At 71.0% G+C, this 26,639-nt stretch carries 29 protein-coding genes and 1 pseudogene; 15 read left to right on the top strand and 15 right to left on the bottom strand.

Going from position 1 to position 26,639, the window contains the following annotated elements:
• Position 1 precedes the first annotated feature (1 nt).
• Both ABD841_RS21310 and ABD841_RS21305 read left to right on the top strand, forming a co-directional pair.
• Positions 2-889: a VOC family protein gene (locus ABD841_RS21310; protein ID WP_344974447.1), complete on the top strand. Its 888-nt coding sequence runs from the start codon at positions 2-4 to the stop codon at positions 887-889.
• 212 nt (positions 890-1,101) lie between these two features.
• Positions 1,102-1,716 carry a hypothetical protein gene (locus ABD841_RS21305; RefSeq protein WP_344974444.1) on the top strand — a complete coding sequence of 205 codons (615 nt, stop codon included), beginning with the start codon at positions 1,102-1,104 and terminating at the stop codon, positions 1,714-1,716.
• A gap of 130 nt (positions 1,717-1,846) precedes the next feature.
• On the opposite strand, the gene ABD841_RS21300 is transcribed toward ABD841_RS21305, so the two are convergent.
• The 5 genes from ABD841_RS21300 to ABD841_RS21280 form a co-directional block, all read right to left on the bottom strand.
• Positions 1,847-2,542 (bottom strand): response regulator transcription factor, encoded by a 696-nt coding sequence (locus ABD841_RS21300; RefSeq protein WP_344974441.1) that lies wholly within the window; start codon positions 2,540-2,542, stop codon positions 1,847-1,849.
• 351 nt (positions 2,543-2,893) lie between these two features.
• Entirely contained in the window at positions 2,894-3,451 is a 558-nt protein-coding gene (locus tag ABD841_RS21295) for a hypothetical protein (protein ID WP_344974438.1), read from the bottom strand.
• 262 nt (positions 3,452-3,713) lie between these two features.
• On the bottom strand, positions 3,714-4,259 hold the full coding sequence (locus ABD841_RS21290) for a hypothetical protein (RefSeq protein ID WP_344974436.1): 546 nt from the start codon (positions 4,257-4,259) through the stop codon (positions 3,714-3,716).
• A gap of 114 nt (positions 4,260-4,373) precedes the next feature.
• The gene (locus ABD841_RS21285) at positions 4,374-5,450 is read right to left on the bottom strand and encodes an S-adenosylmethionine:tRNA ribosyltransferase-isomerase (protein ID WP_344974433.1); all 1,077 of its coding nucleotides are present in this window, start codon (positions 5,448-5,450) and stop codon (positions 4,374-4,376) included.
• Positions 5,451-5,468: 18 nt separating this feature from the next.
• Complete coding sequence (locus tag ABD841_RS21280; RefSeq protein ID WP_344974430.1) at positions 5,469-6,134, bottom strand: SDR family NAD(P)-dependent oxidoreductase; 666 nt, start codon at positions 6,132-6,134, stop codon at positions 5,469-5,471.
• Positions 6,135-6,257: 123 nt separating this feature from the next.
• On the opposite strand from ABD841_RS21280, the gene ABD841_RS21275 reads away from it, so the two are divergent.
• Positions 6,258-7,400: a GAF domain-containing sensor histidine kinase gene (locus ABD841_RS21275; protein ID WP_344974427.1), complete on the top strand. Its 1,143-nt coding sequence runs from the start codon at positions 6,258-6,260 to the stop codon at positions 7,398-7,400.
• Positions 7,397-8,047, top strand: coding sequence for a response regulator (locus tag ABD841_RS21270; protein WP_344974424.1), 651 nt, complete (start codon positions 7,397-7,399; stop codon positions 8,045-8,047). The genes ABD841_RS21275 and ABD841_RS21270 overlap by 4 nt, the downstream gene beginning before the upstream one ends.
• A 123-nt stretch (positions 8,048-8,170) precedes the next feature.
• Here ABD841_RS21270 and ABD841_RS21265 read toward each other — a convergent pair whose 3' ends face one another.
• Complete coding sequence (locus ABD841_RS21265; protein WP_344974421.1) at positions 8,171-8,890, bottom strand: hypothetical protein; 720 nt, start codon at positions 8,888-8,890, stop codon at positions 8,171-8,173.
• Between the two features lie 65 nt (positions 8,891-8,955).
• Between ABD841_RS21265 and ABD841_RS21260 the strand changes: the two genes are divergently transcribed.
• The 4 genes from ABD841_RS21260 (at position 8,956) to ABD841_RS21245 (ending at position 11,908) form a co-directional block, all read left to right on the top strand.
• Positions 8,956-9,750 (top strand): ABC transporter ATP-binding protein, encoded by a 795-nt coding sequence (locus ABD841_RS21260; protein WP_344974418.1) that lies wholly within the window; start codon positions 8,956-8,958, stop codon positions 9,748-9,750.
• A gap of 92 nt (positions 9,751-9,842) precedes the next feature.
• Positions 9,843-10,814 carry an SPFH domain-containing protein gene (locus tag ABD841_RS21255; protein WP_344974415.1) on the top strand — a complete coding sequence of 324 codons (972 nt, stop codon included), beginning with the start codon at positions 9,843-9,845 and terminating at the stop codon, positions 10,812-10,814.
• Positions 10,815-10,892: 78 nt separating this feature from the next.
• On the top strand, positions 10,893-11,648 hold the full coding sequence (locus ABD841_RS21250; RefSeq protein WP_344974412.1) for a sulfite exporter TauE/SafE family protein: 756 nt from the start codon (positions 10,893-10,895) through the stop codon (positions 11,646-11,648).
• Positions 11,649-11,677: 29 nt separating this feature from the next.
• Positions 11,678-11,908, top strand: a complete 231-nt coding sequence (locus tag ABD841_RS21245) for a hypothetical protein (RefSeq protein WP_344974409.1) — start codon at positions 11,678-11,680, stop codon at positions 11,906-11,908.
• Between the two features lie 185 nt (positions 11,909-12,093).
• Here the strand turns inward: ABD841_RS21245 and ABD841_RS21240 are convergent, their stop codons facing one another.
• The 5 genes from ABD841_RS21240 to ABD841_RS21220 form a co-directional block, all read right to left on the bottom strand.
• Complete coding sequence (locus ABD841_RS21240) at positions 12,094-12,960, bottom strand: Rieske (2Fe-2S) protein (RefSeq protein ID WP_344974406.1); 867 nt, start codon at positions 12,958-12,960, stop codon at positions 12,094-12,096.
• A gap of 89 nt (positions 12,961-13,049) precedes the next feature.
• Entirely contained in the window at positions 13,050-13,655 is a 606-nt protein-coding gene (locus ABD841_RS21235; RefSeq protein WP_344974403.1) for an HD domain-containing protein, read from the bottom strand.
• Between the two features lie 50 nt (positions 13,656-13,705).
• Entirely contained in the window at positions 13,706-15,871 is a 2,166-nt protein-coding gene (locus ABD841_RS21230) for a molybdopterin-dependent oxidoreductase (protein WP_344974400.1), read from the bottom strand.
• Between the two features lie 302 nt (positions 15,872-16,173).
• A complete protein-coding gene (locus ABD841_RS21225) occupies positions 16,174-16,827 on the bottom strand; it encodes a hypothetical protein (RefSeq protein ID WP_344974398.1) in 654 nt (217 codons plus the stop codon).
• Entirely contained in the window at positions 16,814-17,095 is a 282-nt protein-coding gene (locus ABD841_RS21220) for a hypothetical protein (RefSeq protein ID WP_344974396.1), read from the bottom strand. Before ABD841_RS21220 ends, ABD841_RS21225 begins: the two co-directional genes overlap by 14 nt.
• Positions 17,096-17,564: 469 nt before the next feature.
• Here ABD841_RS21220 and ABD841_RS21215 point away from each other — a divergent pair, with 469 nt between their 5' ends.
• The 3 genes from ABD841_RS21215 to ABD841_RS21205 all read left to right on the top strand — a co-directional run bounded on the left by ABD841_RS21215 (position 17,565) and on the right by ABD841_RS21205 (position 19,131).
• On the top strand, positions 17,565-18,425 hold the full coding sequence (locus ABD841_RS21215; RefSeq protein WP_344974393.1) for a helix-turn-helix domain-containing protein: 861 nt from the start codon (positions 17,565-17,567) through the stop codon (positions 18,423-18,425).
• Between the two features lie 46 nt (positions 18,426-18,471).
• A complete protein-coding gene (locus ABD841_RS21210) occupies positions 18,472-18,678 on the top strand; it encodes a DUF397 domain-containing protein (protein ID WP_344974390.1) in 207 nt (68 codons plus the stop codon).
• Between the two features lie 246 nt (positions 18,679-18,924).
• Complete coding sequence (locus tag ABD841_RS21205) at positions 18,925-19,131, top strand: DUF397 domain-containing protein (protein WP_344974388.1); 207 nt, start codon at positions 18,925-18,927, stop codon at positions 19,129-19,131.
• 122 nt (positions 19,132-19,253) lie between these two features.
• Here the strand turns inward: ABD841_RS21205 and ABD841_RS21200 are convergent, their stop codons facing one another.
• The gene (locus ABD841_RS21200) at positions 19,254-20,708 is read right to left on the bottom strand and encodes a catalase (protein WP_344974385.1); all 1,455 of its coding nucleotides are present in this window, start codon (positions 20,706-20,708) and stop codon (positions 19,254-19,256) included.
• A 25-nt stretch (positions 20,709-20,733) separates the two neighbouring features.
• On the bottom strand, positions 20,734-21,153 hold the full coding sequence (locus tag ABD841_RS21195) for a Fur family transcriptional regulator (RefSeq protein WP_344974384.1): 420 nt from the start codon (positions 21,151-21,153) through the stop codon (positions 20,734-20,736).
• Between the two features lie 124 nt (positions 21,154-21,277).
• On the opposite strand from ABD841_RS21195, the gene ABD841_RS21190 reads away from it, so the two are divergent.
• The 3 genes from ABD841_RS21190 to ABD841_RS21180 all read left to right on the top strand — a co-directional run bounded on the left by ABD841_RS21190 (position 21,278) and on the right by ABD841_RS21180 (position 25,014).
• A complete protein-coding gene (locus tag ABD841_RS21190; protein ID WP_344974381.1) occupies positions 21,278-22,390 on the top strand; it encodes a CapA family protein in 1,113 nt (370 codons plus the stop codon).
• A 204-nt stretch (positions 22,391-22,594) separates the two neighbouring features.
• Positions 22,595-24,337: an SDR family oxidoreductase gene (locus tag ABD841_RS21185; protein WP_344974379.1), complete on the top strand. Its 1,743-nt coding sequence runs from the start codon at positions 22,595-22,597 to the stop codon at positions 24,335-24,337.
• 38 nt (positions 24,338-24,375) lie between these two features.
• Positions 24,376-25,014, top strand: a complete 639-nt coding sequence (locus ABD841_RS21180; RefSeq protein ID WP_344974607.1) for a TetR/AcrR family transcriptional regulator — start codon at positions 24,376-24,378, stop codon at positions 25,012-25,014.
• Here the strand turns inward: ABD841_RS21180 and ABD841_RS21175 are convergent.
• Positions 24,990-25,577 (bottom strand): hypothetical protein, encoded by a 588-nt coding sequence (locus tag ABD841_RS21175; protein WP_344974377.1) that lies wholly within the window; start codon positions 25,575-25,577, stop codon positions 24,990-24,992. The genes ABD841_RS21180 and ABD841_RS21175 overlap by 25 nt on opposite strands.
• A 196-nt stretch (positions 25,578-25,773) precedes the next feature.
• On the opposite strand from ABD841_RS21175, the gene ABD841_RS21170 reads away from it, so the two are divergent.
• A complete protein-coding gene (locus tag ABD841_RS21170; RefSeq protein ID WP_344974374.1) occupies positions 25,774-26,280 on the top strand; it encodes a hypothetical protein in 507 nt (168 codons plus the stop codon).
• 141 nt (positions 26,281-26,421) lie between these two features.
• On the opposite strand, the pseudogene ABD841_RS21165 reads toward ABD841_RS21170, so the two are convergent.
• A pseudogene (locus ABD841_RS21165) lies at positions 26,422-26,639 on the bottom strand (hypothetical protein); the annotation flags it as partial.

The following is a 26,639-nucleotide window of genomic DNA, read 5'->3' as shown; positions in this document are numbered from 1 at the left end:
CATGGCAGCTGACGACCGCCGCCGAGGGCCGTTCGGGATGGAGTACGCGAGGATCGCGGTGCCGGACATGGCCGCGACCATCGAGTTCCTCCAGTACCACGTGGGTCTCCAGCTCGAACAGCACAACGACGAGTACGCCTATCTGCGCGCCGACATCGAGCACCACTGCGTGGAACTGCTCAGCGCGCCGGACCTGGAGACGTCGAAGACCGTCGCGGTCGGCTTCAGCGTGGAGTCCGACGAGGTCCTCGACGACCTGCAGGAGAGGGTGACCGCGGCCGGGCTGGAGGTGCTGCCGCTGCACGACAGGATGAAGGGGCTGTGCGAGCGCGGCTTCGCCGTGCGCGACCCCAACGGGCTGATCGTGGAGCTGTTCACCGAGTTCCAGGAGTACGCCGAGCCGCCCCTCGTCGAGCTGCGCCCGCTCGACCTCGTGCACCCCTTCATCGCCACCGACAAGTACGACGAGTGCCTGGAGTTCTACACCAAGGTGCTCGGCTTCCTGCCCTCCGACTACGTCGGGGACGTCACCGTGTTCCTGCGGTGCGAGGACCGCTACCACCACAGCCTCGCCCTGCAGCGGAACAAGGAGCACTACGTCGCCCACCTGTGCTTCATGATGAAGAGTTTCGACCACGTCATGCGGGGCCGGGCACGCGCGCTGTACAAGAACGTGCCGATCGCCTCGGACCTGGTCAACCACTCCGCGTCGACCTCGATCGCCTTCTACCTGTTCGACCCCAAGCACGGGCCCAGGTACGAGCTGTGCGACGGCCACCGGGTCCTCACCCCCGAGGAGCACGAGACGCACCGGCCCCGCCGGATGGCCGTCGACCCGCGCAACATCGACGTCTGGCGCGCGGCGGCCGACGACTGGGGCCGCTTCTAGCGGCCTGTCTCCGGACGTCGGCCGGGCACCGCCGCCGGACGCCCGGCTCCGGCAGGAGCCGGGCGTCCCGGCACGGTCGGGTGACAGGCCACGGGGAGGGCTCGGTCCGTCTTCGCCATGGGCCGGTGAAGACCCGCAGTCGGCTGCAAGCGCTACGCAAGGCGACTTGAGCAGGCTATGGGGACATGGAACCCACCTGCGGAGGAAGCACGATGGACGTTGTGGCCCGTGACGGAGAGGCGGTGCTCCGGACTCCCGGTGAGCATGAGTACGTCGAGTGGGCCCGGCGTTGGCTCGGCGACCGTCCGGTCCCCGACGAGCTGCTCCGCCTGGCCGCCGTGTGGGCCGCCCCGGGCCGGGAGGCCGACCTCCCGTACCAGCTGGAGATCGACGTTCTGGGGCCGGGAAGCGGCCACCCGGTGTTCGGCGAATACGCGGGCTGCTTCGACGAGATGCTCCGCCACCTGTTCCCCGTGGTGTCCGCGGTCACCGGGGCGACGCTCGGCCCGGGCGTGTACGGCTACTGGCTGCACCCGGACGAGCGGGCCGACCCGCCCCCGATCGTCGCGATCGACAGCGAGGGCGCCTTCTTCGCCCCGCGTGGCAGGACCCTCGCCGAGGCGCTGGTCGCCGACTGCGCGGGCGACTGCGACGAGACGTTCGCGGAACTGGCCGGGTGGTTCGCCGGCATCGGCCTCCGGATCGCGGCGCGCGGCCCCGGCGAGATCCCTCCCTCGGCCGTCGTCATGCATCCGGAGGCGTTGGAGGAGAGGCTCGCGGCCGAGTTCCACCGCGACCGGCGACTCGCCGCGGGGGCCACGCCGTGACGCCGGAAGCACCCTGGAAGCACCCTGGAAGCACCCTGGAAGCACCGCCGCCGGGGCCGGCCTCCGCGGGACGGGGGCACCCGCTCCGGCCGGAGCGCCGGGCCCGGACCGGCCCGTCGAGCCGGTCTCCTCAATCGGGAGACTGACCCGGTGATCCCAGGTAGGCGATGACGGCCGCCACCCGGCGGTGGGTGTCGGGGCTGTTCTCCAGGGCCAGCTTCATGAAGATCGAGTTGACGTGCTTCTCGATCGCGGAGACCGACAGGTGCAGGGCTCGGGCGATGCCCCCGTTGGACAGGCCGTGGGCCATCTCCCTGAGCACGTCCAGCTCCCGGGGCGTCAGCTCGGCGGGTGGCGGACTGCCCCGCACCCCGCGCTTGGCCAGCAGCCCCTCGACCACCTTGGGGTCGATCACCGACCCGCCCTCGGCCACCGACCTGATCGCGCCGAGCAGCTCGTCGATGTCGCCGACCCGGTCCTTGAGCATGTAGGCCCGTCCCTCGGTGCCGTCCTTGAACAGGTCGAGGGCGAACATCGCGTCGGAGAACTGGGAGAGCACCACGACCCCGACGTCCTGCGACTCGGCGCGGACCCGGTGGGCGGCGTCGATGCCCTCCATCCCCGGGCGTACGAGCCCGGCGGACCCGGGCATCCGGATGTCGGTCACCACCGTGTCGGGCCGGAGCCGCCGGGTGGCGTCGAGCAGTTCGTCGGCGGTGCCCACGGCGGCGACCACCGAGATCTCCCCGGAGGCCTCCAGAAGGCGGCGGGTGCCCTCGCGTACCAGGTAGTGGTCCTCGGCCAGGACGACTCTCAGCTCAGCCATGGATCGCACGGCCTCCGGAACGTGTCATGGGGAGATCCTGCCCGGTCCGGGCTCGCGGCGCATATGAGGCTGCCCGCACTCTTGGCCGGTGACGTTCCCGGGAATTCACCGGGAAGGGCCTCGGGGGTCACCGTTTTGCGGGGAAGGGAAAGTTCATCCGGAGGGCTCGGATTATTTCCCCGGGCGCCATAAAAAGACGGCACGGCTCACCTAATAGGGCAATTCGTACAAAAGGGTTAGATGTGGTCAGGAAGTGTCCGGACTCCTCGCGCCCCGAGCGGTCGCCGGCCGGGTGCCCGGGACGCGAAAAGCCCCGTCTCCGAGGCGGGACGGGGCTCTCGTGCGGTGCGGCTAGTGGACGATCCTGGTCTTGACCTTCTTCACGAAGTACCAGCCCTTGATGCCCATGCGCTCGTACTCGTCCCGCGAGAGGTTCTCCGCCCCGTTCGGCACGTCGTAGGTGTCGACGCCCAGGATGGCCTCGGCGGTCCTGCCGGACTTCTTGCCGAGCTTCACGGTGACCTGGATGGCCTCGTACTGGCCCACCTTGAGGGCGTCAGGGGTCCAGCACCAGAAGCCGTCGCTGTAGTTGTCGCACACGGTGCCCTTGGGGGCGTGAATCGCGGTGATCTTGGAGCCCTTGGGCACGAGGCCGCCCATGTAGAACGTGTCGGCCAGGTGGGGGCCCTCGTTGACGGCCTTGATCGTGTAGGTGATCTTCCCGCCCGCCCTGACCTTCTTCGGCGCCGAGACGCTGACCTTGAAGGCGGAGTACGGCTCGTCCGCCGTCGCGGCGGCCGAGGCGGGGGCCTGGGCGGGGGCCGCGGAGGCGGGGGCGGTGAAAAGCATGCCGCCGGCCAGCGGGGCCACCAGGGCGAGGGCTGCGATCTTGGAGATCGGGTGGCGCATCAAACGTCTCCCAGTCGGTGAGTCGGGGGACGCTCGGAACGCCCCGGAAATACCGCAGCGTTTTATCACATATTCGGATGTATAGAGAAATTAAATTTCGTTCTGGATTTAGTCGGAGCGCCCGGATCGCACCGCGCCGGGCGGTCGGGGTCCCGCACCGACCGGCCGCCCCGCGCGGACGGTCTCCGGGCGCTCCGAGTCCTCGCCGGAGAGGTCTCTCACGGACGCGCCGGAGAGAGCCTCCCGGGGAAAGGGGCGGGGACTAGCGGAGGACCTTGGTCTTCACCCGCACGTACTTGATGTCGGTGCCGACGTCGATGCCGTGGATGTTGAAGGTGCCGAGCCCACCGGCGGGGACGTCGATCGAGGCCGAGCCGAACTCGGCGACGGCGGTGCCGCGGGCGTTGCGGTTCACCCACGCCTTGACCTTGAGGGTGGTCGACTTGCCGGGGTTGAGGGTGTCGAGCAGGCAGCCGATCTCACGGCCGGTGACCTCGCAGTACGCCCCGCGGGGCTTGCTCACGATGCGGACCTTGGAGACCTGCTTGGGCAGGTAGCCGCCGACGTAGGCGATGTCGGTGTACCACTTGCCGACGTTCTTGATCTTGAGCGTGTAGTAGATCGGGTCGCCCGGCCAGGTCACCTTCGGGTAGTTGACGGTCGTCTTCAGCGGCGAGAGGGGCTGGTCGGCCTGGGCCGCAGCTCCCTGCGGGGCGGCCTGCGGAGCCGCGGCGTGCGCGGTTCCGGGGGTGAGCAGCATGCCCCCCGCCACGGCGAGGGCGGCGAACGCGGTCAGGTGCCGGCGCATTTCTTACTCCAGTCGGAATTCGGTGATCCCCCGTTGGGTGCGAAGACAAGCATGCGACGTCCGACTTGGAAACCCCTTGTGACTGACTGTGCGGTGACCTGACGGCCGTCCCGGCTAGCCGGTGATGAGATGAACGTCGCCGAACTCGTGCCAGAGATACCCCTGCCTGAGCGCCTCCGCGTAGGAGCGTGACAGCAGCTCCCGCCCGGCGATCGCCGAGAGCATCAGCAGGTGGCTGGAGCGCGGCTCGTGCAGTCCGGTGAGCAGCCCGTCCACCGCCCGCACCCCCGTCCCGGGGGTCACGACGTGCGAGGTCCAGCCCCGTGCGGCCCGCACCCGGCCGGTGGCCAGCGCGGCCGTCTCCAGCGCCCGCACCACGGTCGTGCCGACCGCGACCACCCTGCGGCCGGACTCGCGCGCGAGCTCCACCTGCCGGGCCGTGCCCTCGGGCACCTCGAACCGCTCCGGGTAGGGCGGCTCGTCCTTCTCGGGTGACGCCACCCCCGTGTGCAGGGTGATCGGCGCGACGCCGATCCCGCGCGACACCAGGGCGGTCACCAGGCCGGTGGTGAACGGCCGGCCCGCGCTGGGCATCTCCGCGCTCCCCGGGCGCACCGCGAACACGGTCTGGTAGGCGGCCAGCGGCCAGTCCCGCTCCACGTACGAGTACCGGATGGGCACGCCGTACCGCCGCAGGTACCCGGGAACCTCGCGGTCCAGCGCGGCCCGCCACAGGCGGGGAGTCTCCCGCCCCAGCAGCCGCAGCGTGGCCCCGCCGGGCAGCGGCAGCCACTCCCCGTCCGCGCCGCCCGGGTAGGGCTCGCCGGCCGCCTCCGGCTCCTCGGTCTCCAGCGGCCCCCGCCCGGTGCCCTCCGGCACCCGCCGCTCCCTGCGCCGGCGCAGCTCGACCAGCCAGGTCCCGTCCTCGCGTTCGGTGGAGAAGTGCACCGCGAGCCGGTCGAGGCGGACCGCGGCCGGGAGCGTCCCGGAGTTGTTGACCACCAGCAGGTCGCCGGGGCGGAGCAGGTCCGGCAGGTCCGCGAACGTGTGGTGGCCGATCTCCCCAGTGTCGCGGTGCGAGGCGAGCAGGCGCACCCCGTCGCGGGCCAGCCCTCTGGCCTCGGGCGGTTCGTGCGCCTCCAGCTCGCGCGGGAGCTCGAAGTCGGCGGCCATGGCGTCTGTCGCGTTCACGACTCTCCTCCCATCCGCTTATCGGTGCTTGACCCGCCCGCTGGGCGGACGTTCGGCGATCAGCCGCCGCAGCGTGGGCACGACCGTCTCCGGGGTCGGGGCCGCCGCCGCCTCCTCGGGGCCGACCGCGTCGGCGAGCATGGCGGTGCGCATCTCACCGGGGTCGAACCACCAGACCGCGACGTCCGGCTCCTCCACGGCCAGCACGTGCGAGAGCCGCTCCAGGGCCGCCTTGGTCGCGCCGTACCCGCCCCAGCCCTCGTACGCCTCCACCGCCGCGTCCGAGGAGACGTTGACGATCGCGCCGCGCCGCTCCCTGAGCCCCCGCAGGGTCGCCTGGATCAGCGCGAGCGGAGCCAGCACGTTGACCCGCAGCAGCTCCTCCAGCGTGTCGACCGGATAGGTCGCCAGCGGTGGAAGCGGGACGGCGCCCAGCCCCGAGGCGTTGTTGACCAGCAGGTCGAGCCCGCCGCGGTCCAGCGCGGCGCGGGCGAGCCGCTCCCGGTGGGCCGGGTCGGCGACGTTCCCCGCAACGGAGAGGGCGCCGAGTTCGTCCGCGACGGGATCGAGCGCGTACGGATCCCGCGCGGTGAGGATGAGCCCCCAGCCGTCGGCGGCGAGGGAGCGGGCCAGCGCCAGGCCGAGGCCGCGGGAGGCGCCGGTGATGAGTGCGGTGTTCGTCATGCCCCGACGGTAGGAACCGCAGGTCGCGCGCGCATCGGCCGGGGGACCGGGTCCGCCGTGGGCTGATGGACCTAGGACCGATGGGGGAGCCCGGCGGCGTCCACCGGCGCCTAGAGTTTTTCCGTGACCTCTGCGCGGACCTCCGACGGCGAAGACCGGGACGCCGTCCTGCACGCGGTGAGCTCCGCCGTGCTGGCCGTGACCAGGCACCTGTCGGTCCGGGAGGTGCTTCAGGTCATCGTCCGCTCGGCGCGGCGGCTGCTGGACGCCCGCTACGCCGCCCTGGGCGTGCCGGACGACCAGGGGGCGTTCGCCGAGTTCGTCGCCGAGGGCATCTCGGACGAGCAGTGGGACGCGATCGGGCCCATGCCCCGCCAGCACGGCATGCTCGGCGCGATGCTGCGCGAGGGCACGCCGGTCCGGCTGCCCGACATCCGCAGGGATCCCCGGTTCGAGTACTGGCCGCGCGCCCACCCCGTGCTCAAGGACTTCCTCGGGGTGCCGATCCGCGACGGCGACCAGGTGCTCGGCATCGTCTTCCTGTCCAACAAGCGGGCCCCGGGCGGTTTCACCGAGGCCGACGAGCGGCTGCTCACCATGTTCGCCGCGCACGCCGCCATCGCGCTCACCAACGCCCGCCTCTACGAGCGCGGCCGGGAGCTCGCGCTGGTGGAGGAGCGCACCCGGATGGCCAGGGAACTGCACGACGCGGTGACCCAGAAGCTGTTCTCCCTCCGCCTCACCGCCCAGGCCGCCGCCTCGCTGGTCCCTCGCGACCCCGACCGGGCGCTGCGGGAGCTCGACCGGGTGGAGCGGCTGGCCGGGGAGGCGCTGGCCGAGCTCCGCGCGGTGATCGTGGAGCTCCGCCCGGCGGAGCTCGACCGGCACGGGCTGGCCGAGACGCTCCGAAAGCACATACGCCTGCTCGACCGGCTCCACCCGGCCTCCTTCTCCTTCGAGGAGACCCCGGTCTGCGAGCTCGAACCGGCGACGGAGGTCGCGATCCTGAGAGTGGCCCAGGAGGCGCTGCACAACGCCTCACGGCACTCCGGGGCGCGGACGGTCCACGTGCGGCTGGGCTGCGCGGGTGGGCGCGTCGTCCTGGAGGTCCGCGACGACGGGACGGGGTTCGACGTGACCGCCGCGGCGGGGCGGGGCCTGGGCATCGCCTCGATGAACGACCGGGCGCAGGCCCTCGGCGGGAGCGTCCGGGTGAGCTCGGAGCCCGGCCGCGGAACGCTTGTCCGGATGGAGGTGCCCACATGATCCGTGTGCTGATCGCCGACGACCACCCGGTCGTCCGGCAGGGCCTGCGCACCTTCCTCGGCCTCCAGGACGACCTCGACGTGGTCGGGGAGGCCGCCGACGGCGCCGAGGCGGTCGCCCTGGCGGAGTCGCTCGCGCCGGACGTGCTGCTGCTCGATCTGAGGATGCCGGTCCTCGACGGCCTGGGCACGCTGGCCCTGATGGCGGAGCGCGGGCTCTCGCCGAAGGTGCTGGTGCTGACCTCCGTCAGCGATCGGGAGGACGTGGCCCCGGCGATGCGCGCGGGGGCCGCGGGTTTCCTCTACAAGGACGTGGACCCGGGAGCGCTCGTCCAGGCCATCCGCGCGGTCCACGGCGGGCAGGTGCTCCTGGCCCCCGAGGCCGCCGAGGCGATGCTGTCCGGCCCGGCCCCCGGTCCGGGACTCTCCTCCGGCGCCTCCCCGGCCTCGCGTGTGGCGCCGTTGACCGACCGGGAGCGCCAGGTGCTGGCGCTGATCGCGTCCGGACGGTCCAACCGCGAGATCGCCAGGGAACTGGCGGTGGCCGAGAAGACCGTCAAGACCCACGTCTCCAACGTGCTGATGAAACTGGGCGTGCAGGACAGGACCCAGGCCGCCCTCTACGCGGTGCGCAACGGCCTGGCCTGAACCCCCGCGCGGCCGGGCGGCTCTCGGCGGGTCGCCCGGGCGGGCTGTCGTTCCGCCGGGCCGCTCGGGTGGAGGCCCTCGCCCGGGCCACTCGGGCAGGCGGCCGCGCGGCCGGGCCGCCGCTCAGACGAGCTCGGTGATGGCGTGGTGGGCGGCCACCCGCGCCCGGCGCACCGCGCGGTCGAGGTCGCGCAGGGCCTCCGCGCGGGCGGTGACCTGGCCGGAGGTGAGGCCCCGGTCGTCGGCGACGCGCAGCGCCGCGTCCAGGCGCGCGGCCAGGGCGGCGACCCGGTGGGCGCGGGCAGGGTAGCCGGGGGCCAGGCCGTCGTCCATGACCGGCAGCCGCCGGTGGCCCTGGGCCGGGCCCTCCACCCCGAGCAGCGCGTCGGTCGCCGCGCGCATCGCGCGGGTCAGGCCGTGCTCGGCCTCGGCCAGCGAGGGCAGGTCGGGTGCCGCGCACCGGGCCTCCAGCACGCTCCACCGAACCCCGGCGTACGATGACCCGCGGCGGTCCTTTGCCGGGACCATGCCGAGGCATCTCTCGCCGAGCACGGCTATCGCCGCCTGTCCGGCCTCGATGGCCGCGGAGTTGAAGGGGGGCGGTCCGGTGAGCCCAAGCGGGTCGCCCGCGACGGGAAGGGCCAGTCGCAGCGATGTCATGCCCTCGATCCGCAGCTCGGCAAGGAAACCGCGCAGGGGGGTGTCGCCGGTCTCCGCGGCGACGAGTTGGGGGCCGCCCTGCCGCTCCACGCGGTCGGCGGCCTCGTCGAGGCCGACCTGTCCGGCGAGCCAGGCGTTGCCCCAGCAGACCAGGGTGGCCGAGATCGGTGAATCAGGGTGCACCGATCCACGATATGCGCTTGTCCTGCAATAGGTTTTGTTCCAGCGATAACGAGGAGGCGTAACGCATGGGCGGTCAGGTGCTTCGGCTACAGGACGTCGCCGTCCGCAGAGACGGGGCGGCCCTGCTGCGGGACATCGACTGGACCGTTCACGAGGACGAGCGGTGGGTGGTCATCGGCCCCAACGGCGCGGGGAAGACGACCCTGCTCCAGGTGGTCGGGGCGATGCTGTTCCCCACCGAGGGCATCGTCGAGATCCTCGGCGAGCGGCTCGGCCAGAGTGACGTCTTCGACCTGCGGCCCCGCATCGGCCTCGCGAGCGCCGCGCTGGCCGAGAAGGTGCCGCCGGACGAGAAGGTCATCGACCTGGTCCTGACGGCGTCGTACGCCATCCTCGGGCGCTGGACGGAGGAGTACGACTCCCACGACGTCACGCGCGCCGTCGAGCTGATCGACCAGCTGGGCTGCGCGCACCTGATCCGGCGCCGGTTCAACACCCTCTCGGAGGGGGAGCGCAAGCGCGTCCAGATCGCCCGCGCCCTGATGCCGGATCCGGAGCTGCTGCTGCTCGACGAGCCCGCCGCGGGCCTCGACCTGGGCGGGCGCGAGGATCTGGTACGCCGCCTGGCCACGTTCGCGCAGGATCCGAAGGCGCCGACGATGGTGCTGGTCACCCACCACGTGGAGGAGGTGCCCGCCGGGTTCACCCACGCGCTGCTGCTGCGGCACGGCTCGGTGGTGGCCCAGGGCCCGATCGAGCACGTGATGACCGCGGAGAACCTCTCGCACACCTTCGGCGTCCCGCTCACCCTGGAGCGCGGGCGCGACGGCCGGTGGTACGCCCGGGCACACCAGCTCTGAGGTCCTTTCGGTCGTTCCACGGCCGGTCAAGGGAAAAGCAAATATCCTGCGAGGACAAGAGCTCCACGTGACTCGACCGCCCGGGGTGTCTCATGGAATCGCTCATCGCAGCACTCGTCGTCGTGGCCATAGCGGTGCTCGCCGTCTACCGGACGGTCCATGTCATCCCGCAGGCCACCGCGGGGGTCGTGGAGCGGCTCGGGCGCTACCACCGGACGCTCGACCCGGGGCTCAACCTCGTGGTCCCGTTCATCGACCGCATCAAGGGGACGGTCGATCTGCGCCGGCAGGTCGTCTCCTTCCCGGCGCAGCCGCTGGTCACCGCCGACAACCTCGCCGTCTCCGCCGACACCGTCGTCTACTTCCGGGTGGTCGACGCCCGGGCGGCGACGTACGAGATCGCCAACTTCCTGCTGGCCGTCGAGCAGCTCGTCGTGACCACGCTGCGCGGCGTGGTCGCCGGGATGGACCTGGAGCGCGCCCTCGCCTCGCGCGAGGAGATCAACGCCGAGCTGCGCGGCGCGCTCGACCAGGCCGCCGGTGTGTGGGGCGTCCGGATCGACCGGGTGGAGCTGAAGGCGATCGACCCGCCCGTCTCCCTCCAGGACGCGATCGAGAAGCAGCTGCGCGCCGACCGCGACCGGCGGGCGGCGGTGCTGGCGGCGGAGGGGGAGAAGCAGGCGGCCATCCTCACCGCCGAGGGGCAGCGGCAGGCCGCGGTGCTCAGGGCGCGAGGCGAGGCGGAGGCCGTGGTGCTCAGGGCGCAGGCCGACGCCGAGGCCAGGGCGATGCGGGCCAAGGGCGAGGCCGACGCGATCTGCATGGTCTTCCGTGCCGTCCGCGAGGGCGGGCCGGACCGGGAGATCCTCGCCTACGAGTATCTGCGGGTGCTTCCCGAGATAGCCAAGGGCGACGCCAACAAGGTGTGGATCGTCCCCGCCGACCTGAACAAGGCGGTCGAGAGCCTCCGTGACCTTTTCCCCAGGGAAGACTTCAGGTTCCCCTGGAACGACCTTAAGGACAGACCTGTATCGCCTGTTAAGGACACCCCCGCCACCGAATAGCTGTTGATCTCCTCCTAGCATCCGGTGAGTGCCGTGCACCCGTTCCCGGGCGCGAGCTGCACGAGTGAGGGGTAGCGCATGACGCCGTGGGAGGCAGTCGCGATCTTCGCGGCCGGAATCGGAGCCGGGGGCATCAACGCCGTCGTCGGCTCGGGATCCCTGATCACGTTTCCGACGATGGTGGCCCTGGGACTGCCGCCGGTCGTCGCCAACGTCTGCAACAGCATCGGCCTGGTCCCCGGATCGCTGACCGGCGCGCTCGGCTACCGCGCGGAGCTCAAGGGGCAGCGCCAGCGGCTGGTCCGGCTGGGTGTCCCCACGGTCGTCGCCGCGCTGATCGGCGGGGTGCTCCTGCTCTACCTTCCCGAGGAGACCTTCGACATCGTCGTGCCCGTGCTGATCGGCGCGGCCTGCGTGCTGGTGGTGATCCAGCCCAGGCTCAACCGGTGGCTGAGCGCCCGGCGGGAGCACGCTCACCCGCACGGCGGTCCCTGGTTGTGGATCGGCGTCTTCGCGTGCGGCATCTACGGCGGTTACTTCGGCGCCGCCCAGGGCGTGCTGCTCATCGGCCTGCTGGGCAGCTTCCTCGACGACGACCTGCAGCGGATCAACGCGACCAAGAACGTGCTCTCGCTGCTGATCAACGCGGCCGCCGCCGCGCTGTTCATCGTGATCGCGGAGATCGACTGGCTGGCGGTGCTCATGGTGGCGCTGGGCGCCGCGATCGGCGGTTTCCTCGGCGCGAAGGTCGGCCGGAAGCTTCCCGCGCCGGTGCTGCGCGCGTTCATCGTCTGCGTCGGCGTGGCGGCGATAATCAAACTGGTGTCCAGCTAAACCTGTCGATTTTTGGGCATGAAACAGGCATGAAGGGTGACAAGGTCGAGATTGTCATCGACGCGGGGGACACCTCGCGTACCTACGAGGTCATCGCCACCCGCGCGGGCCGCCGCGTGGAGATCGCCAACCGCCGCGGCGGCGTGGTCGAGGTGAGCGAGGTCACCCGCAGCGGCACGGCCGTGCGCACCGCCCGGTTCATGTCCAGCCGGGTCCTGGCCCTGGTCGAGCACCCCGCGGACGGCGGGCCGGAGGAGTAGGGCCGCGCGACCGGCGGGGTCCTGACGGGGGCGGATCGGCCCGTCAGGTTCGCGCCGGAGCGGTGGGATCCTGACGGGGGCGGATCGGCCCGCCAGGTGCGCGCCGGGCTGTCCCGCCGGGCTTCGGGCGGGACGGTCTGCCCGATCCGGAGCGGGCGTCCCCCGGTTTCCCGGAGGGCGGCCCGTCAGGTCTGCGCGGGACGGACCTGCAGGATGCCGTCGCGGCGGATCCGGGTCTGGAAGGACGGCTGGGGCGCGGTGGCGGGGCCGTGCACGACCGCCCCGTCGGCGAGGCGGAAGGTGCTCCCGTGCCACGGGCACACCACACAGGCCATGCCGTCCTCGGAGACCAGGCGCCCCTGGTGGAGCGGCCCGGCCAGGTGGGCGCAGTGGTCGGCGAGCACGGTGACGTTCCCGCCGACGCGCAGCACGAACAGGTCGATGTACCCCAGCCGCCGGGTCACCGGCCGGCCTTCGGGCAGGTCGCCGATCTCGCACAGGTCGTGCCAGCCCAGCGGGACCAGGTGGCTGACCGACTCGGCGTGGTTCGCCCCGGCCGCCTGCCGGTAGGCCATGTGACCGCCGAGGTAGCCGCCCACACCCGACGCGCCCAGCGCGGCGAACGACAGCATCCGACCGATCCGCTCCCGCCCGGCCATCCGCAGCGCCAGCGAGCCGGTGTAGAGCCCGAACGCGGTCAGGTTGGAGATGGCGTGCACGAACCCGATCCGTTGCTGCTCACGGTGGAGCACGGACCAGTCGGTGATCCCCGCCGCCGCGGCGGGCATCGCGGTGGCGATCCCCCCGGCGATCAGCACCCGCGCCGCCCGAGGGTCGGAGTGGGTCACGTCGAGCACCGCCGCCGCCGCCCATAATCCCAGGCTGACGTTGGCGACCGGTGGGTGGAGGGGTTTGCCGAGGGGAACCCCGTGCAGCAGATCGCGCAGCCATCCGGGGCCGATCCGCCGGCGCACAGCCTTGGCCAGCACCCGGATCGGTCTGTCGGCTCTGGTCGACTGCTCGATCCGGTCGGTGATGTCGACCGGAGGCATCAGACTCCTCAAGGTCCGGCGCCCTGATTTGACTGTTTCCTTCACCATCGCCCCCTTCTCAACCGATAGGGACCTACCCGGGAAAGGGGTTATGCACGCGCCAGATGTCCCCGGCTGACGGAGAGGGCGATGAGTTCGGTGGCGTAGGCGCCCAGGGTCGGCGAGCCGTCCTCGATGATTTTCACCTTCTCCAGCACCTGCTCGGCCGTCACCTTGTAGAGCGACCAGGTGCCGCCCTCGTTGTGGTGGTTGGCCATGATGGGCGCGATGCGGTCGAGGGCCTTGGCGAACTTCGCCTCCGGGGTCTCGCGCTCCTCGAACTCGTCCCAGAGCGCGCGCAACCGCTCGGCCTGGTCCTCGGGGAGCAGGCCGAAGATCCGGTCGGCGGCCTTGCGCTCGATGCCCAGCTGGGCCTCCACCGCCGGGGTGTCGTAGATGAAGGTGTCGCCCGCGTCGATCTCGACGATGTCGTGGACGAGCAGCATCGCGACGACCTTGCCGATGTCGGTGCCCGGTGGGGCGTGCTCGGCCAAGACCATCGCCAGCATGCCCACGTACCACGAATGCTCGGCGTCGTTCTCGCGCCGCGACCCGTCCATGAGGGTGTTGCGGCGGACGATGCGCCGGAGCTTGTCGATCTCCATGGCGAAGGCGAGCTGAGCGTGCAGGCGGTCCTGTGCTGGAGGGATGGTCACCCGCGCAAGCCTAGTGCGCGTCGGTCCTCCTTTTCCGAGTGATCATGGGATCATGCGCGGCCGAGTGTGACCGGAACCCCGTTGAACACGGCGTTTCCCGACGGAACATCGATGACGGAATCATCCGTCAGCGTGTTCGCGTTGACCCCCGCGTGCTCGGCCGCGATCTGCTGCGCGGTCCCGGCGTGCCCCCATCCGTGGGGCAGGCTCACCACCCCCGGCATGATCGTTTCGGTGGGTTCGAGCGGGACGACCAGCTCTCCCGCGGCCGATCGCACCACGGCGCGCTCGCCGAGCCCGAGCCGGCTCACATCGCGCGGGTTGATCTGCAGGGTGCACCGGTTGGTACCGCCGACCAGGGGCTCCACGTTGTGCAGCCAGCTGTTGTTGGAGCGCAGGTGACGCCGGCCGATCAACACGATCCCCGTCGGCGGCGCGGCCAGCCGCGCGCGCAGCCGGGCGACGTCCTCGACAAGCTGGGGCGGGGCCAGTTCCACCCGGCCCGAGGCGGTGCGGAGGATCTCCGTCAGCCTCGGCTGCAGCGGACCCAGGTCGACGCCGTGCGGGTTGGCGAGGAGCTCGGCCAGGGAGAGCCCGTACGGGCCGAGCTTGAGCATCGCGTCCAGGCGTGCCTCCGCCCCGCTGCCGCCGTCCAGTGAGGCGCGCAGCTCCACCGGATCCCTGCCCTCCACCGGCGAGCCCGGCGTCTCGACGGCCTTGCGGAGCATCTGGTCGAGGATCAGCTCGTCGAGCAGGGCCGGGTCGGCGTCCGCCCCCTGCCCGGAGGCGATCATCGTCAGCCGCGCCAGGATCTCGGCCTCCGACGGCCGTCCCGGCTCCAGCGGCAGCACGGGCGGGGAGAACCTCGCGTAGTTGCGCACCGCGACGAAGAGCAGCGACAGGTCGTAGTGCGGTGACTGCATCACCCGGGGCGGCGGGAGGATGACGTTCGCGTGGCGGGTCGTCTCGTTCAGGTACGGATCCACGCAGACCATGAATTCCAGGCCGCTGAAGGCGCGGTCCAGCCGAGGACCGTTCGGGGCCGACAGCACCGGGTTGCCCGCGACCATCACCAGGCCCCTGACCTGCCCCTCGCCCGGGGTCTCGATCTCGTCGGCGAGCGTGGCCACCGGCAGCTCGCCGTTGGCCTCCGGCAGTCCGCGGACCCGGCTGCGCCAGCGCCCCGTGACGTACGGCTTGCTCCTGCGACCGTTCTCGACGGCGGTCTTGGCGAACATGACCCCGCCAGGACGGTCGAAGTTGCCGGTCAGGACGTTGACGACGTCGACCAGCCACTGCGCGACGGTGCCGAACTCGGCGGTGCAGGTGCCGATGCGGGCGTAGACGGCGGCCGTGGGCGCCGCGGCCAGCTCGCGTGCCAGCCGTTCGATCTCCGCGGCGGGCACGCCGCACACGGGCGCCACCGTCTTCGGGGTGAAGTCCTCCGCCAGCCGCCTGACCTCCGCCAGCCCGCCCACCTCGACGCCGACGGCGATGAGGTCCTCGGCGAAGAGGGTGTGGACGATGCCGAACAGCAGGTAGGCGTCGGTGCCCGGCCGGATGAACAGGTGCTCGTCGGCGAGGGCGGCGGTCCGGGTGCGGCGCGGATCGACCACCACGAGCTTGCCGCCGCGTCCGCGCAACGCCTTGAGGCGGCCGGGGAAGTCAGGGGCGGTGCAGAGCGAGCCGTTGGACTCCAGCGGGTTGGCACCCAGCATCAGCAGGTAGTCGGTCCGGTCGAGGTCGGGCACCGCGACGGCCAGCGGGTCGCCCAGCATCAGGCCGCAGGCGACGTGCTTGGGCATCTGGTCGGCGGTGCTCGCGGAGAAGACGTTGCGGGTGCCCAGGGCCCGGATCAGCGGCGCCCCGTACAGCGCGCCGGCCATGGAGTGGGCGTTGGGGTTGCCGACGTAGACGGCGAGCGCCTGGCGACCGTGGGCGTCGATCACACCCTTCAGGCCCGCCTCGACGGCGCGGAACGCCTCGTCCCAGCCCGCCTGACGCCACTCGCCGGCTGTGCGGATCATCGGGGCGCGCAGCCGGTCGGGGTCCTCGTCGAGGCGGCCGAGGCTCGCGCCCTTGGGGCAGATGAATCCCCGGGAGAACGGGTCGTCCGGATCGCCCTTGACCGACGTGACGTGCCCGGTGTCATCGAGGGTGAGCCGGAGGCCGCAGACGGCTTCGCAGAGGGGGCAGGTCCGGTGCGCTGTTCTCATCGGCACTCCTGAGTTCGGCAAGTGAACTCATCATGGCCGCGGGCCCGGACGAGGGGAAGCCCCGAAATTCGTGCTCCGGGGCTCGGATGGCCGCCCGGGGGAACCCCGGGCGGCCCGGTCTGCGGGGGTGGGACCGTGCGAAACCGCGCGGCCGAGACGGTGTCCTGCGGGTGCGCGGGCTCGCAGGCCGGGGTGGCGGCCTGCGGAGAGGGACGGTGTCCTGCGGGTGGGTGCGGGCTTGCGGGCCGGGGTGGCGGCCTGCGGAGAGGGACGGTGTCCTGCGGAGGCGGAGCCGGGGCGGACTACGCGGCCAGGGGGAAGGGCTTGGTGCCGGGACCGGTATCGGGCTCCTCCTGCGCCGCCCCGCTCGGGTGCAGGGTCGACCAGTTCGCCCGCCCGTAGAAACGGTCGAGCCCCACCACCGGCCCGGGGCCCTCCGGCCGGCGGATCACCTCGACCAGTACCAGGTGCGCCCGGTGCCGGTGCCGGGCGACCACCACCTCGCGGGCGTAGCACGCCGACGCGATCTCGCCGGAGAAGGCCGCGAAGTCCTCCGCGCAGATCCCGGCCCTGGTGAGGACGAGAGCCTTCTCACCGGCCGCCGACGGGGTGATCCACAGGATCAGCGGGATCCGTCCCGACCGGGTGTGCATGCGCGTCTCCAGGCACACCCTCTGGATACGGTGCCGGGAGACCAGGCACCAGGCGTGCGCGGCCGACCAGCTTCGCCCGTACCGGGAGGTGGCGAGCGCGGCGGTGGCGCCGAGCAGCACCAGGAGCGGCCAGGGGTCGCCGTCGCGCAGGGCTCCGGCCACGGTCACCGCGGCGGTGCCGCCACCGGCCAGGAGGGCGATCTCGGTACGCCATCGCCACAGCCGGACAGCCAGGCCCGCCCCGGGGAGCGGCCGGTCGTCCGCGCGCTCGTAGCGGTTGTTGCGGAGATCACGCCGGGGCATCGCCGCCCGCCTCCCGCCCGGGGGTGGGCACCGGGGCGTCGGGGACGGGGGCCAGGGCGAGCGCGGGGGCGGTGGCCCGCGCCGCCTTGAGCAGGTCGAATCGGGGGTCCCGGTAACGCCGGGCGCCGAATCCGACGGTTGTCACGGTCCAGCCGAGCCGGTAGGCCCATTCATCCTGGTCCATGCAGAGTTCGCGGTCGGCCCTGTAGATCAGATCGAGGAAGGATGTCTTGATTCCGTAGAGTCCCTTGGTACCGTGGGAAGACATAGGAAACTCCTTCTGCGGCTTTGACGTGGAGTTCTTGTGCCAACCGGGTCGGTGGCCGCCGGCCCGGTGTTCTTTGTGGCGCCTCGTCGGGCGCCTCGCGGCGCGTGCGACACCGAACGGTCGCCGGCAGGCTGGTCTGCTCCCCCTCGTGGCCTCCCCGTTTGCTCCGACACGTGAGACGCGGCGTCGTTGCCGATCGGATGCGCGCCCGGCCGGATCCCGCGCGCCGCTCACAGAGGCCCCGCGAAGACGCCCCACCGGGTGATCGCCGGTGCTCTCCCCGATCTTCCGGGAACCTTCCTGTTCCGATAGTCGCTCAGGAGAGATTTCCCTGCAAGGCTTGCTGTAAGGAAAAAAGCAATAAACTTCCTCAGATGCACTGCAATGATCCGTGTAATTTGCACTACGATGCCTCTGGTTCCTGTTGAGGCCATGACACCCGCCTACCCGTCATGGTGAGGAGGTCGTGATGCCGGAACGCGGTAGTCCAGCGCTGCGCCGACGCCGGCTGGGCATGGAGCTGCGCCGACTTCGCGAAGCTCTGGACCTGACCGGAGACGAGGTGTCCGACCGCCTGGGGTGGTCGACCGCCAAGATCAGCCGGATCGAGAACGCCAAGAATCTGGTCAGTCAGGCGGACGTCGAAGCACTGGCCGAGGTCTACGGGGTCGACGATGTCCTGCGGGGGAAACTGCTCGGCCTGCGCCGCGACGCGGCGCAGAAGGGGTGGTGGGAGAGGTATCGCAATTCCATTCCCGACGACTACATCACGCTCATCGGGATGGAGGCGGAGGCCACCGCGTTCCGGAACTGGGAACCTCAGATCATCCCCGGCCTCCTCCAGACGGAGGACTACGCCCTGGGCATCTTCTCGGCCAGCCAGCGGGCCTACCAGCTCCCGCCGAGCTGGCTCCAGGACCGGAGCGCGGTGCGGATGGCGCGGCAGCGCACCTTGCTGTACGAATCCGACCCGCTGACTCACATAAGCGTGTTCCATGAGTCCGTGCTGAAGAACCAGTACGGCGACGCCCGCGTCATGCGGGACCAGCTCGTGCACCTGATCGAGGTCTCCGAGCTGGAGCACGTGGAGATGAGGGTTCTCCCGCAGGAGGTTCCACCACCGGTGTCCACGGGTGCGTTCGTGCACCTGACGTTCGACGATTTCCCCGACGCCGTCTATCTGGAGTTCTTCCACGGCGGACAGTTCGTGGAGGACGCGGAGAGCGTCTACGCGTATGAACGCGCTTTCGACCACCTGATGGAACGCGCTCTCGGGGAGGCGGCGTCACAGGAGCTGATCAAAAAGACAATCGAGTACTGGAACAGATAGCGACGGGTTCTCGCCCGCCGCTTCACCGTCATTTCTGGAAAGAACGATGAACGCAATCAATCTAAGCGCTGCGACGTGGAAGAAGAGTGCGCGGAGCGCTGCCGGGGGAAACTGCGTCGAGGTGGCGAGCCTCGGCGGCGGGCACGTGGGGGTCCGCGACAGCAAGGACCGGTCCGGTCCGGTTCTCGTCTTCACTCCTGAGGAGTGGAAGGCCTTCGTCGGGGGCGTGAAGGACGGGGAGTTCGACCTCTAGCAGAAGCGGCTCCGGCACTCACGAGTGAGAACGGGAGCCGCCCCCCGCCGCGATCATTGCGTTTTCATCATTTCCGTCCACCGGGTGGATTGGCTGCCCGCCGGTGGGGCGGGAGAGAATCATCGCACACCGGGGAATCCACGGATTGAGGTGCCCGGTCAGGACTTGCCTGATGTCTTGCAAGTTCTTCATCACCCCTTCATCCTTAAGGTGCCTTATGGTCCCTTAAGGGAGAAGGGGTGAGTTGTGTCGGATATTGACCTATCCGCGGCGGTGTGGCGGAAGAGCCGGCAGAGCGCCGCCGACGGCAACTGCGTGGAAGTCGCCCGCCTGCCCGGGCGGAAGTTCGCGGTCAGGGACAGCAAGGACAGCGAGGGGCCGGTGCTGATCTTCGGCGGGGCCGGGTGGGCCGCGTTCGTCGCCGGGGTGAGGAGCGGGGAGTTCGATCTCTGAGAGATGGCTGTCCGGCAGAGGACGGGGGCTTGCCCAACGGCGGGACAGGCCCCTTTCGTGTTGTCGGGGGACAGCCGTACGGCCCGCACCCGGCGGGGGCACGGGCCGTACGAACGGGGTGACTACTCGGCGGTGACGCCCAGGCCCCGGGCCACGCCCTGGCCGAGGTCCTTGTGGATGTTGGTCCAGTACTCCACGACGCGCTTCTTCATCTCGGCGGTGACCTCCGGGGCGGAGGCGTGGCCGACGACGTTGCTCACCAGGTGGGCGCGGTCGGTCTCGGACAGGACGTTCTCCCACAGGGCGCGCGGCTGGACGTAGTCGTCGTCCTCGCGGTGCAGGGTGTAGGCGGAGCGGATGATCTCACCGGCCACGTGGTAGTTCTCTCCGGCGAACAGCGTCGGGTCGGCGGCGGGGCCACCCACGGTGTTCGGCGCGTAGACCGGGTCGGCGGGGTTGGTGAAGGCCATCTGCCCGTCCTTGTTGTAGCTGCGGACGGGCGACTTCGGCGTGTTGATCGGCAACTGCAGGTAGTTGCCGCCGATGCGGTAACGGTGGGCGTCGGGGTAGGAGAACAGGCGGCCCTGGAGCATCCTGTCCGGGGACGGGCCGATGCCCGGCACCAGGTTGGCGGGCTCGAAGGCGGCCTGCTCCACCTCGGCGAAGTAGTTGTCCGGGTTGCGGTTGAGGACGAACCTGCCGATCGTGATCTCGGGGTAGTCGGCGTGCGGCCACACCTTGGTCAGGTCGAACGGGTTGAAGCGGTAGCCGGCGGCCTCCTCGAACGGCATGATCTGCACGTTCACCGTCCAGGACGGGTGGTCACCGGCCTTGATCGCGTTGTACAGGTCGCGGATGTGGTAGTCGGCGTCCTGCGCGACGACCGCGGTCGCCTCGGCGTCGGTGAAGTTCTTGATGCCCTGGTCGGTCTTGAAGTGGTACTTGACCCAGAACTTCTCGCCGCTCGCGTTGTACCAGAGGAAGGTGTGCGAGCCGAAGCCGTGCATGTGACGCCAGGAGGCGGGGGTGCCGCGGTCGGTCATCAGGAAGGTGACCTGGTGCGCGCTCTCCGGCGAGAGCGTCCAGAAGTCCCACTGCATGTTGTGGTCGCGCAGGTTGTTGTCCGCGCGGCGCTTCTGGCTGTGGATGAAGTCGGAGAACTTCTGCGGGTCACGGATGAAGAAGATCGGCGTGTTGTTGCCGACGATGTCGTAGTTGCCCTGGTCGGTGTAGAACTTGATCGCGAAACCGCGCGGGTCGCGCTGCGTGTCGGGGCTGCCGAGCTCACCGGCGACCGAGGAGAAGCGCAGGAAGAGGGGCGTCTCCCTGCCCTTGGTGAACAGGCTCGCCTTGGTGTACTGACTGACGTCCTCGGTGATCTGCAGGATGCCGTGCGCGCCGCCGCCCTTGGCGTGGACCACCCGCTCGGGCACGCGCTCCCGGTTGAAGTGGGCCATCTTCTGGATGAGGTAGTGGTCCTGCAGCAGCAGCGGGCCGTTGGGGCCGACCGACTGCGAGTGCTCGTCGCTCGGCGCGGGGATGCCCGCGTCGGTTGTGGTGACGGGCCTGATGCTCATGAAAGCGATCCTCCGGGGGTTCTCTTCATCGAGTGACTTCGGACCGACAACCGGGGCAGACGCCCCAGAAAATGACGTCCGCCTCGTCGACCAGGTATCCGGCGCCGGAGACCGGGTCGAGGCAGGGGGGACGGCCGACGGCGCAGTCGACGTCGGTGACCTTCCCGCACTGACGGCAGACCAGGTGGTGGTGGTTGTCGCCGATTCGTGTCTCGTAGCGAGCGGGACTGCCCGCGGGTTCTATCCGCCGCAGCAGGCCGGCCCGGTGTAGCGCGTGCAGGGAGTCGTAGACGGCCTGGAGGGAGACCTGGCCGACCCGGTCGAGCACACCGCGGTAGACGGCGTCCACGTTCGGGTGGTTGCCCTCGCGCACGGTCTGCATGATCGCCAGCCGGGCCGCGGTCACCCGCAGGCCCGCCTGCCGGAGCCGGTCCTCGTCCTGCATGGACACACGTTATGTCCTAAACCTGAATGATTCAAATATACGATTAATCCAAGTTTGGCGGAGAGCGATCTCATAGGGCGAGTCCTCCCGCTGACCGCCGATGAGATGGCATCCTCGGATACCGATGGACACGTACTCTGCGCGCCGCCTCGCCGCCGCCACCGCGATCACCGTCTCAGCCGCGCTCCTCGCGGCCTGCTCGGCGGCCGAGTCGGCCGCCCCGGGCGCGCCGCCGGACGTCGCGGAGAAACCGACCACCACGCCCGCCTCGGCCAAGCCGACGCCCGAGCGGCGGCCGTACACCATCTCCTTCGGTGGAGACGTGCACTTCGAAGGCGTGCTGCGAACCCGGCTGAACGCCGATCCCAAGACCGCGCTCGGTCCCATCGCCCGGGTGCTCAGGCGCTCGGACCTCGCGATGGTCAACCTGGAGACCGCGATCACCACCGGTGGCAACCCGGCCCCCGGAAAGCAGTACACCTTCCGCGCCCCGGCCACCGCCCTGACCGCGCTCAAGGCCGCCGGGGTGGACGTCGCGTCGATGGCCAACAACCACGGCATGGACTACATGCAGAGCGGGCTCGCCGACTCCCTCGCCGCTATAAAACGCTCCAAATTCCCCGTCGTGGGCGTCGGCAAGAACGAGGCCGATGCCTACAAGCCGTGGCGGACGACCGTCAACGGCAACCGTGTCGCCATCATCGGCGCCACCCAGGTGCTCGACGCCGAGTTCATCCAGTCGTGGACGGCCTCCGGCAACCAGGGCGGCCTCGCCTCGGCCAAGAACGAGGCCAGGCTGATCCAGGAGGTGCGCAGGGCGCGCAAGAACTCCGACACCGTCATCGTGCACCTGCACTGGGGCACCGAACTGCAGAAGTGCCCGAACGAGGCCCAGCTCGGCCTGGCGCCGAAGCTCGTCGCGGCCGGCGCGGACGTCATCGTGGGCGGCCACGCGCACATCCTGCTCGGCGGCGGCTACCTGAAGAGCAGCTACGTCAACTACGGCATGGGCAACTTCGTCTTCTACAACTGGGGCCCGGAGACCGGCAGGACCGGCGTGCTCACCCTGACCATCAACGGCCGCAAGGTCCTCAAGGACCAGTGGACCCCGGCCACCATCCAGGGCGGCGTGCCGGTCCCGCTGACCGGCGCGAGCCGGCAGCAGGCCATCACGAACTGGAAGGGCCTGCGCGGCTGCACCGGCCTGGCCGCCAAGCCCACCGACTCCGGCAGCTGATCCCCGCCTCCGGTCCGGGGGCCGGTTCTCGTGCCGGGATCCGGTTTCCGTGCGGGAGTGGTTGCCGGTTGGGGGCGCTCCCGCACCGCCGGTGTCCTGCGGGTGAGCGCGGTACCGCACCCCTGGTGTCCTGCGGCCGGGCGCGGTTGACAGAATATGGTTCTGTCCGGTAGCCGTCGAACATCCGTCCAGCAGGAGGCCGTGATGCGGTGGGTCGAGTCGGGTGACGTGCGTCTGGCGCTGTACGAGCAGGGCGACCCCGCCGCCCCGACGGTCCTGCTGGTCCACGGTTACCCCGACACCCACCGGGTCTGGGACGAGGTGGCCGGGCTGCTGGACGACCGTTTCCACGTGGTCCGCTACGACGTCCGCGGGGCCGGGAACTCCACTGCTCCCCGCGACGGCGACTACGGCTACGACCGCCTCGCCGCCGACCTGGCGGCGGTCCTCGACACGGTGGGCAAGCCCGGCGTGCACCTCGCCGGCCACGACTGGGGCTCCATCCAGGCGTGGAACCTGATCGGCCGGCCGGGGATCGGAGAGCGGATCCTCTCCTTCACCTCGCTCGGCGGCCCGCACCTGGACCAGGCCGCCCACTTCGTGCGGCACGGCGCCCGGCGGGAGGTCGCCGGGCAACTGCTGCGCTCCTGGTACATCGGCGCCTTCCAGCTTCCCGTCCTCCCCGAGGTGGTCCTGCGCGCGGTCCTGCCGCGTGGCCTGGAGCGGCTGTTCCGGGCAGCCGAGGGGGTCGTCCCCCGCGACGGCCACCCCGCCGACACGGTCGTCAGGGACGCGTTGAACGGCCTCGGCCTCTACCGGGCCAACATGCTCACCGGCCGCCACGCGCTCGGCGCCGAATTCACCGTCGAGACGCCCGTCCAGCTCATCGAGGCCACCCGGGATCCGTTCGTCTCCTCCGCGCTCCTGGCCTCGACGCACGGGTGGGTGCCCAGGCTCTGGCACCGGCGCGTCCCCGCGGGCCACTGGGCGCAGCGCAGCCACCCCCGGGTGGTCGCCCGCATGATCGGCGAGTTCGCCGCGCACATCGAGGGGGCACCGCCCTCCCGGGAACTGCGCAGGGCCCGCGCGGGCGACCGCGGGCCGTACGACGACCGGCTGGTGGTGGTCACCGGAGCGGGCAGCGGGATCGGGCGGGCCACCGCCCGCGCCTTCGCCGCGCACGGGGCGGAGGTGATCTGCGCGGATGTCGACCTGGCCGCCGCTCGTCGCACCGCCGGCGGCCTCGCCGGAAGCCGGGGCACGGCGCACGCCTACCGGGTGGACGTCGCGGACGCCGCGGGCATGGAGGAGTTCGCCAGGCTTGTCAGGGACCGGCACGGCGTGGCCGACATCGTGGTCAACAACGCGGGCGTCGCGGTGGCGGGCCCGTTCCTCGCGCACTCGGTCGACGACTGGCGGCGGACCCTGGATGTGAACCTCTGGGGCGTCGTCCACGGCTGCCGTCTGTTCGCCGCACAGATGGTCGAGCGCGGCGAGGGCGGTCACATCGTGAACATCGCCTCGCTCGCCGCCTTCGCCCCCAGCCGGCTGCTGCCCGCGTACTCGACGTCCAAGGCGGCGGTGAAGATGCTCGGCGACTGCCTGCGCGCCGAGCTCGCCGGGGAGGGGATCGGGGTCACCACGATCTGCCCGGGGTTCGTCTCCACCGCGATCGCGGAGAACGCCGTCTACGCCGGCGCCCCGGAGGGGATGTCGCGGACCCGGGAGAGGGAGGCCGCGGAGAAGGCGCTGGCCTGGCGCGGCTATCCACCCGAGCGGGTGGCCGCGCACATCCTGCGGGCCGTCCACCGGAACCTGCCCGTCGTCGCGGTCAACGCGGAGGGGAGGATCGGTTACGCGCTCTCGCGGATCTCCCCGGCGGTCATGCGCGGCCTGGCGCGGCTCACCGGCGGCCGGGAAAACCCGGGATTGGCCGATAAGCGCTGACCCGGAGGGGTCCGGGCAGGCAAGATAGTCAGGTGACGATGCCTGCCGAGGAGTCCGGTGAAGCTCCGCTGCGGCGCCGGCCCACCCAGCGACGGAGTGCCCGCCGCGTCGAGCGGATGCTCGACGCATGCGCCGACCTGTTGGACGAGGTCGGTTACGACGCGCTGTCCACCACCCGGATCGCCGAGCGCGCCGGAGTCGCGATCGGTTCGATCTACCAGTTCTTCCCCGACAAGCGGGCCATCGCCCAGGCGGTCACCCGCCGCCACGTCGAGGGATTCGTCTCCCGGATCGGCAGGCGCTTCCTGTCGGAGGAGTACGACGGCTGGTGGGACGCGGTCGATGCGATCATCGACGAGTACGTGGAGATGCACAGGACCGTCCCCGGCTTCCGGTCCCTGCACTTCGGCGACGTCGTCGATCTGAACCTGCTCGACGCGGTCTCCGACAACAACACGGTGATCGCCGGGCGGCTCCGCGGTCTTCTGCTGCAGGAGTACGGCCTCGCCGACAGTGAGGAGCTCGACCTGGCCATCCTGGTGGCCGTGGAGGCCGGTGACGCGGTGCTCAAGCTGGCCTTCCGGCGCGATCCGAACGGTGCACCGGAGATCGTGGCCGAGGCCAAGCGGCTGATCCGCGGTTATCTGAACCGTCAGTTCGCCGGCACTTCGGTCTGAGGGTGCTCGGGAAGGTCGGGTTCCGCGGAGCGCAGGGGCATTTGATCGCTGCCGACCGAGCCCGGCTCGGGAACGATGATCTCGTCCTGCAGGTCCTGCGTGGCGGTGATCTCCTCCCGCCGCGGTCCCGCGCTTTCGTGCTCACGTTCGACCCACCGGCGTTCCTTCCGGGAGGCCCGCTCGGCGATCGCCGCCTCGCGCCGCTGCTGCTCGCGCCGGCGCGCCTCGCGCTGTTCCACCGGGTCGAGCTCCGCGGGTGCGAGCGTGGTGGGTCCGGGCGCCTTCCCGCCGGTCTTCCCGGGCACCTCGCGGGACTTGCGAGAGATCTCACAGGGGGCGCGGGCCGGCGCGGAGACCGGTTGGGTCCGGCGCGTGCGCTCCGCCTCCTCCGCCTGCGCGACGAGCCTCTCCTGGCGCAGACGATTCTCCAGTGCCAGGAGTTCGCGGTGTGCGTGCTCGATGGCCTCCATCTTGGCCGACAGGTATCCCGCGGAACCCGGGACGACGACGGAGAAGGACACCAGGAGCGTCAACGCGAAGGTCGTCTGCTTGGACATCTCCATCGCAGCTCCTCCCGGTGATGCACTCCGCTAGCAGGAGTCCTCCGGCATATGCCCGCTTTACTGGAGAAACACGCGCACCGTGACGGTTCGTTTACCCAAGGTGGTGCGACCAATACCTGGCGTTGGCCGTACGGAATCGAGCATCGCTCGGTACCCTCGCGATGTGGCGTATGTGACACGTGAGCAACTTGATCGATTGCTTGAACAGGCACTTCTGGCCGACGATCACGACGACCTGGCCCGGCGGCTGGAAGCCCTGGCGGAGTCATACGTGTCCGGCGACATATCGCGGGCGGCGATCCTCGTCCTCGCCGCCGAGGAGTGGCGGCAGGCCGGGCAGCCCGCCCACGCCCTCGACTGCTTCCAGCGGGCGGTCGACGACGGCGGCGAGGTGAGCGTCGACCCCCGGGCCGGCATCGCCGACACCCTTTTCGAGCTCGAACGGCCCGACGAGGCGCGGGAGGTGATCGCGGCGATCCGCGCCGCCGACGGCGTCACCGCCGCCACCGCGCTCACCGTCGCCGAGACCCTCGTCGCGTACGGGGACCTCGGCGAGGCCCACCACTGGGCCACGGAGGGGGCCCAGCGGGCCACGCAGGGCAGCGGTGAGTACACCGCCCTGCTCAGGACCCGTTACCGGATCCGTGTCGATCTGGGCCTGCCGGAGGACGAGCTCGACGCCCTCCTGGACGCCTCACACTGACCACCCGCCCGGCGGGCCGGTCCGCGGGGGAGGCCCGTTCCGGACGCCACGGCGGTGTCTCGGCGCCGGGCCGGTCCGGACGGGCACGCGGGCCGTGATCCGCCCGGATCACGGCCCTGTCCGTCGTCCCGCCGGTGACGGTCAGCGCGGGCCGCCGCCCGGCAGGGCCGCGCCCGGCGCGGGAAGGCCGGGAACGTTCGCCGTGTCCCGCGCCGACACGGCGCCGCCGGCCGGGTCCTCCGGCAGCGCCGGAGTCTCCGGCCGGCCGGCGGTGGGCAGTCCCGCCGAGGGCAGGCCGTCGATGAGCCGGTCCGCCGAGGGCAGGCCGCCGGTCAGCCGGTCCGCCGAGGGCAGGCCGC

Source organism: Streptosporangium fragile, assembly GCF_039534445.1.
In the GTDB taxonomy this organism is placed as follows: domain Bacteria; phylum Actinomycetota; class Actinomycetes; order Streptosporangiales; family Streptosporangiaceae; genus Streptosporangium; species Streptosporangium fragile.
The sequence above is the reverse complement of the archived record's forward strand: the minus strand, read 5'-3'. Positions and strand labels throughout refer to the sequence as shown.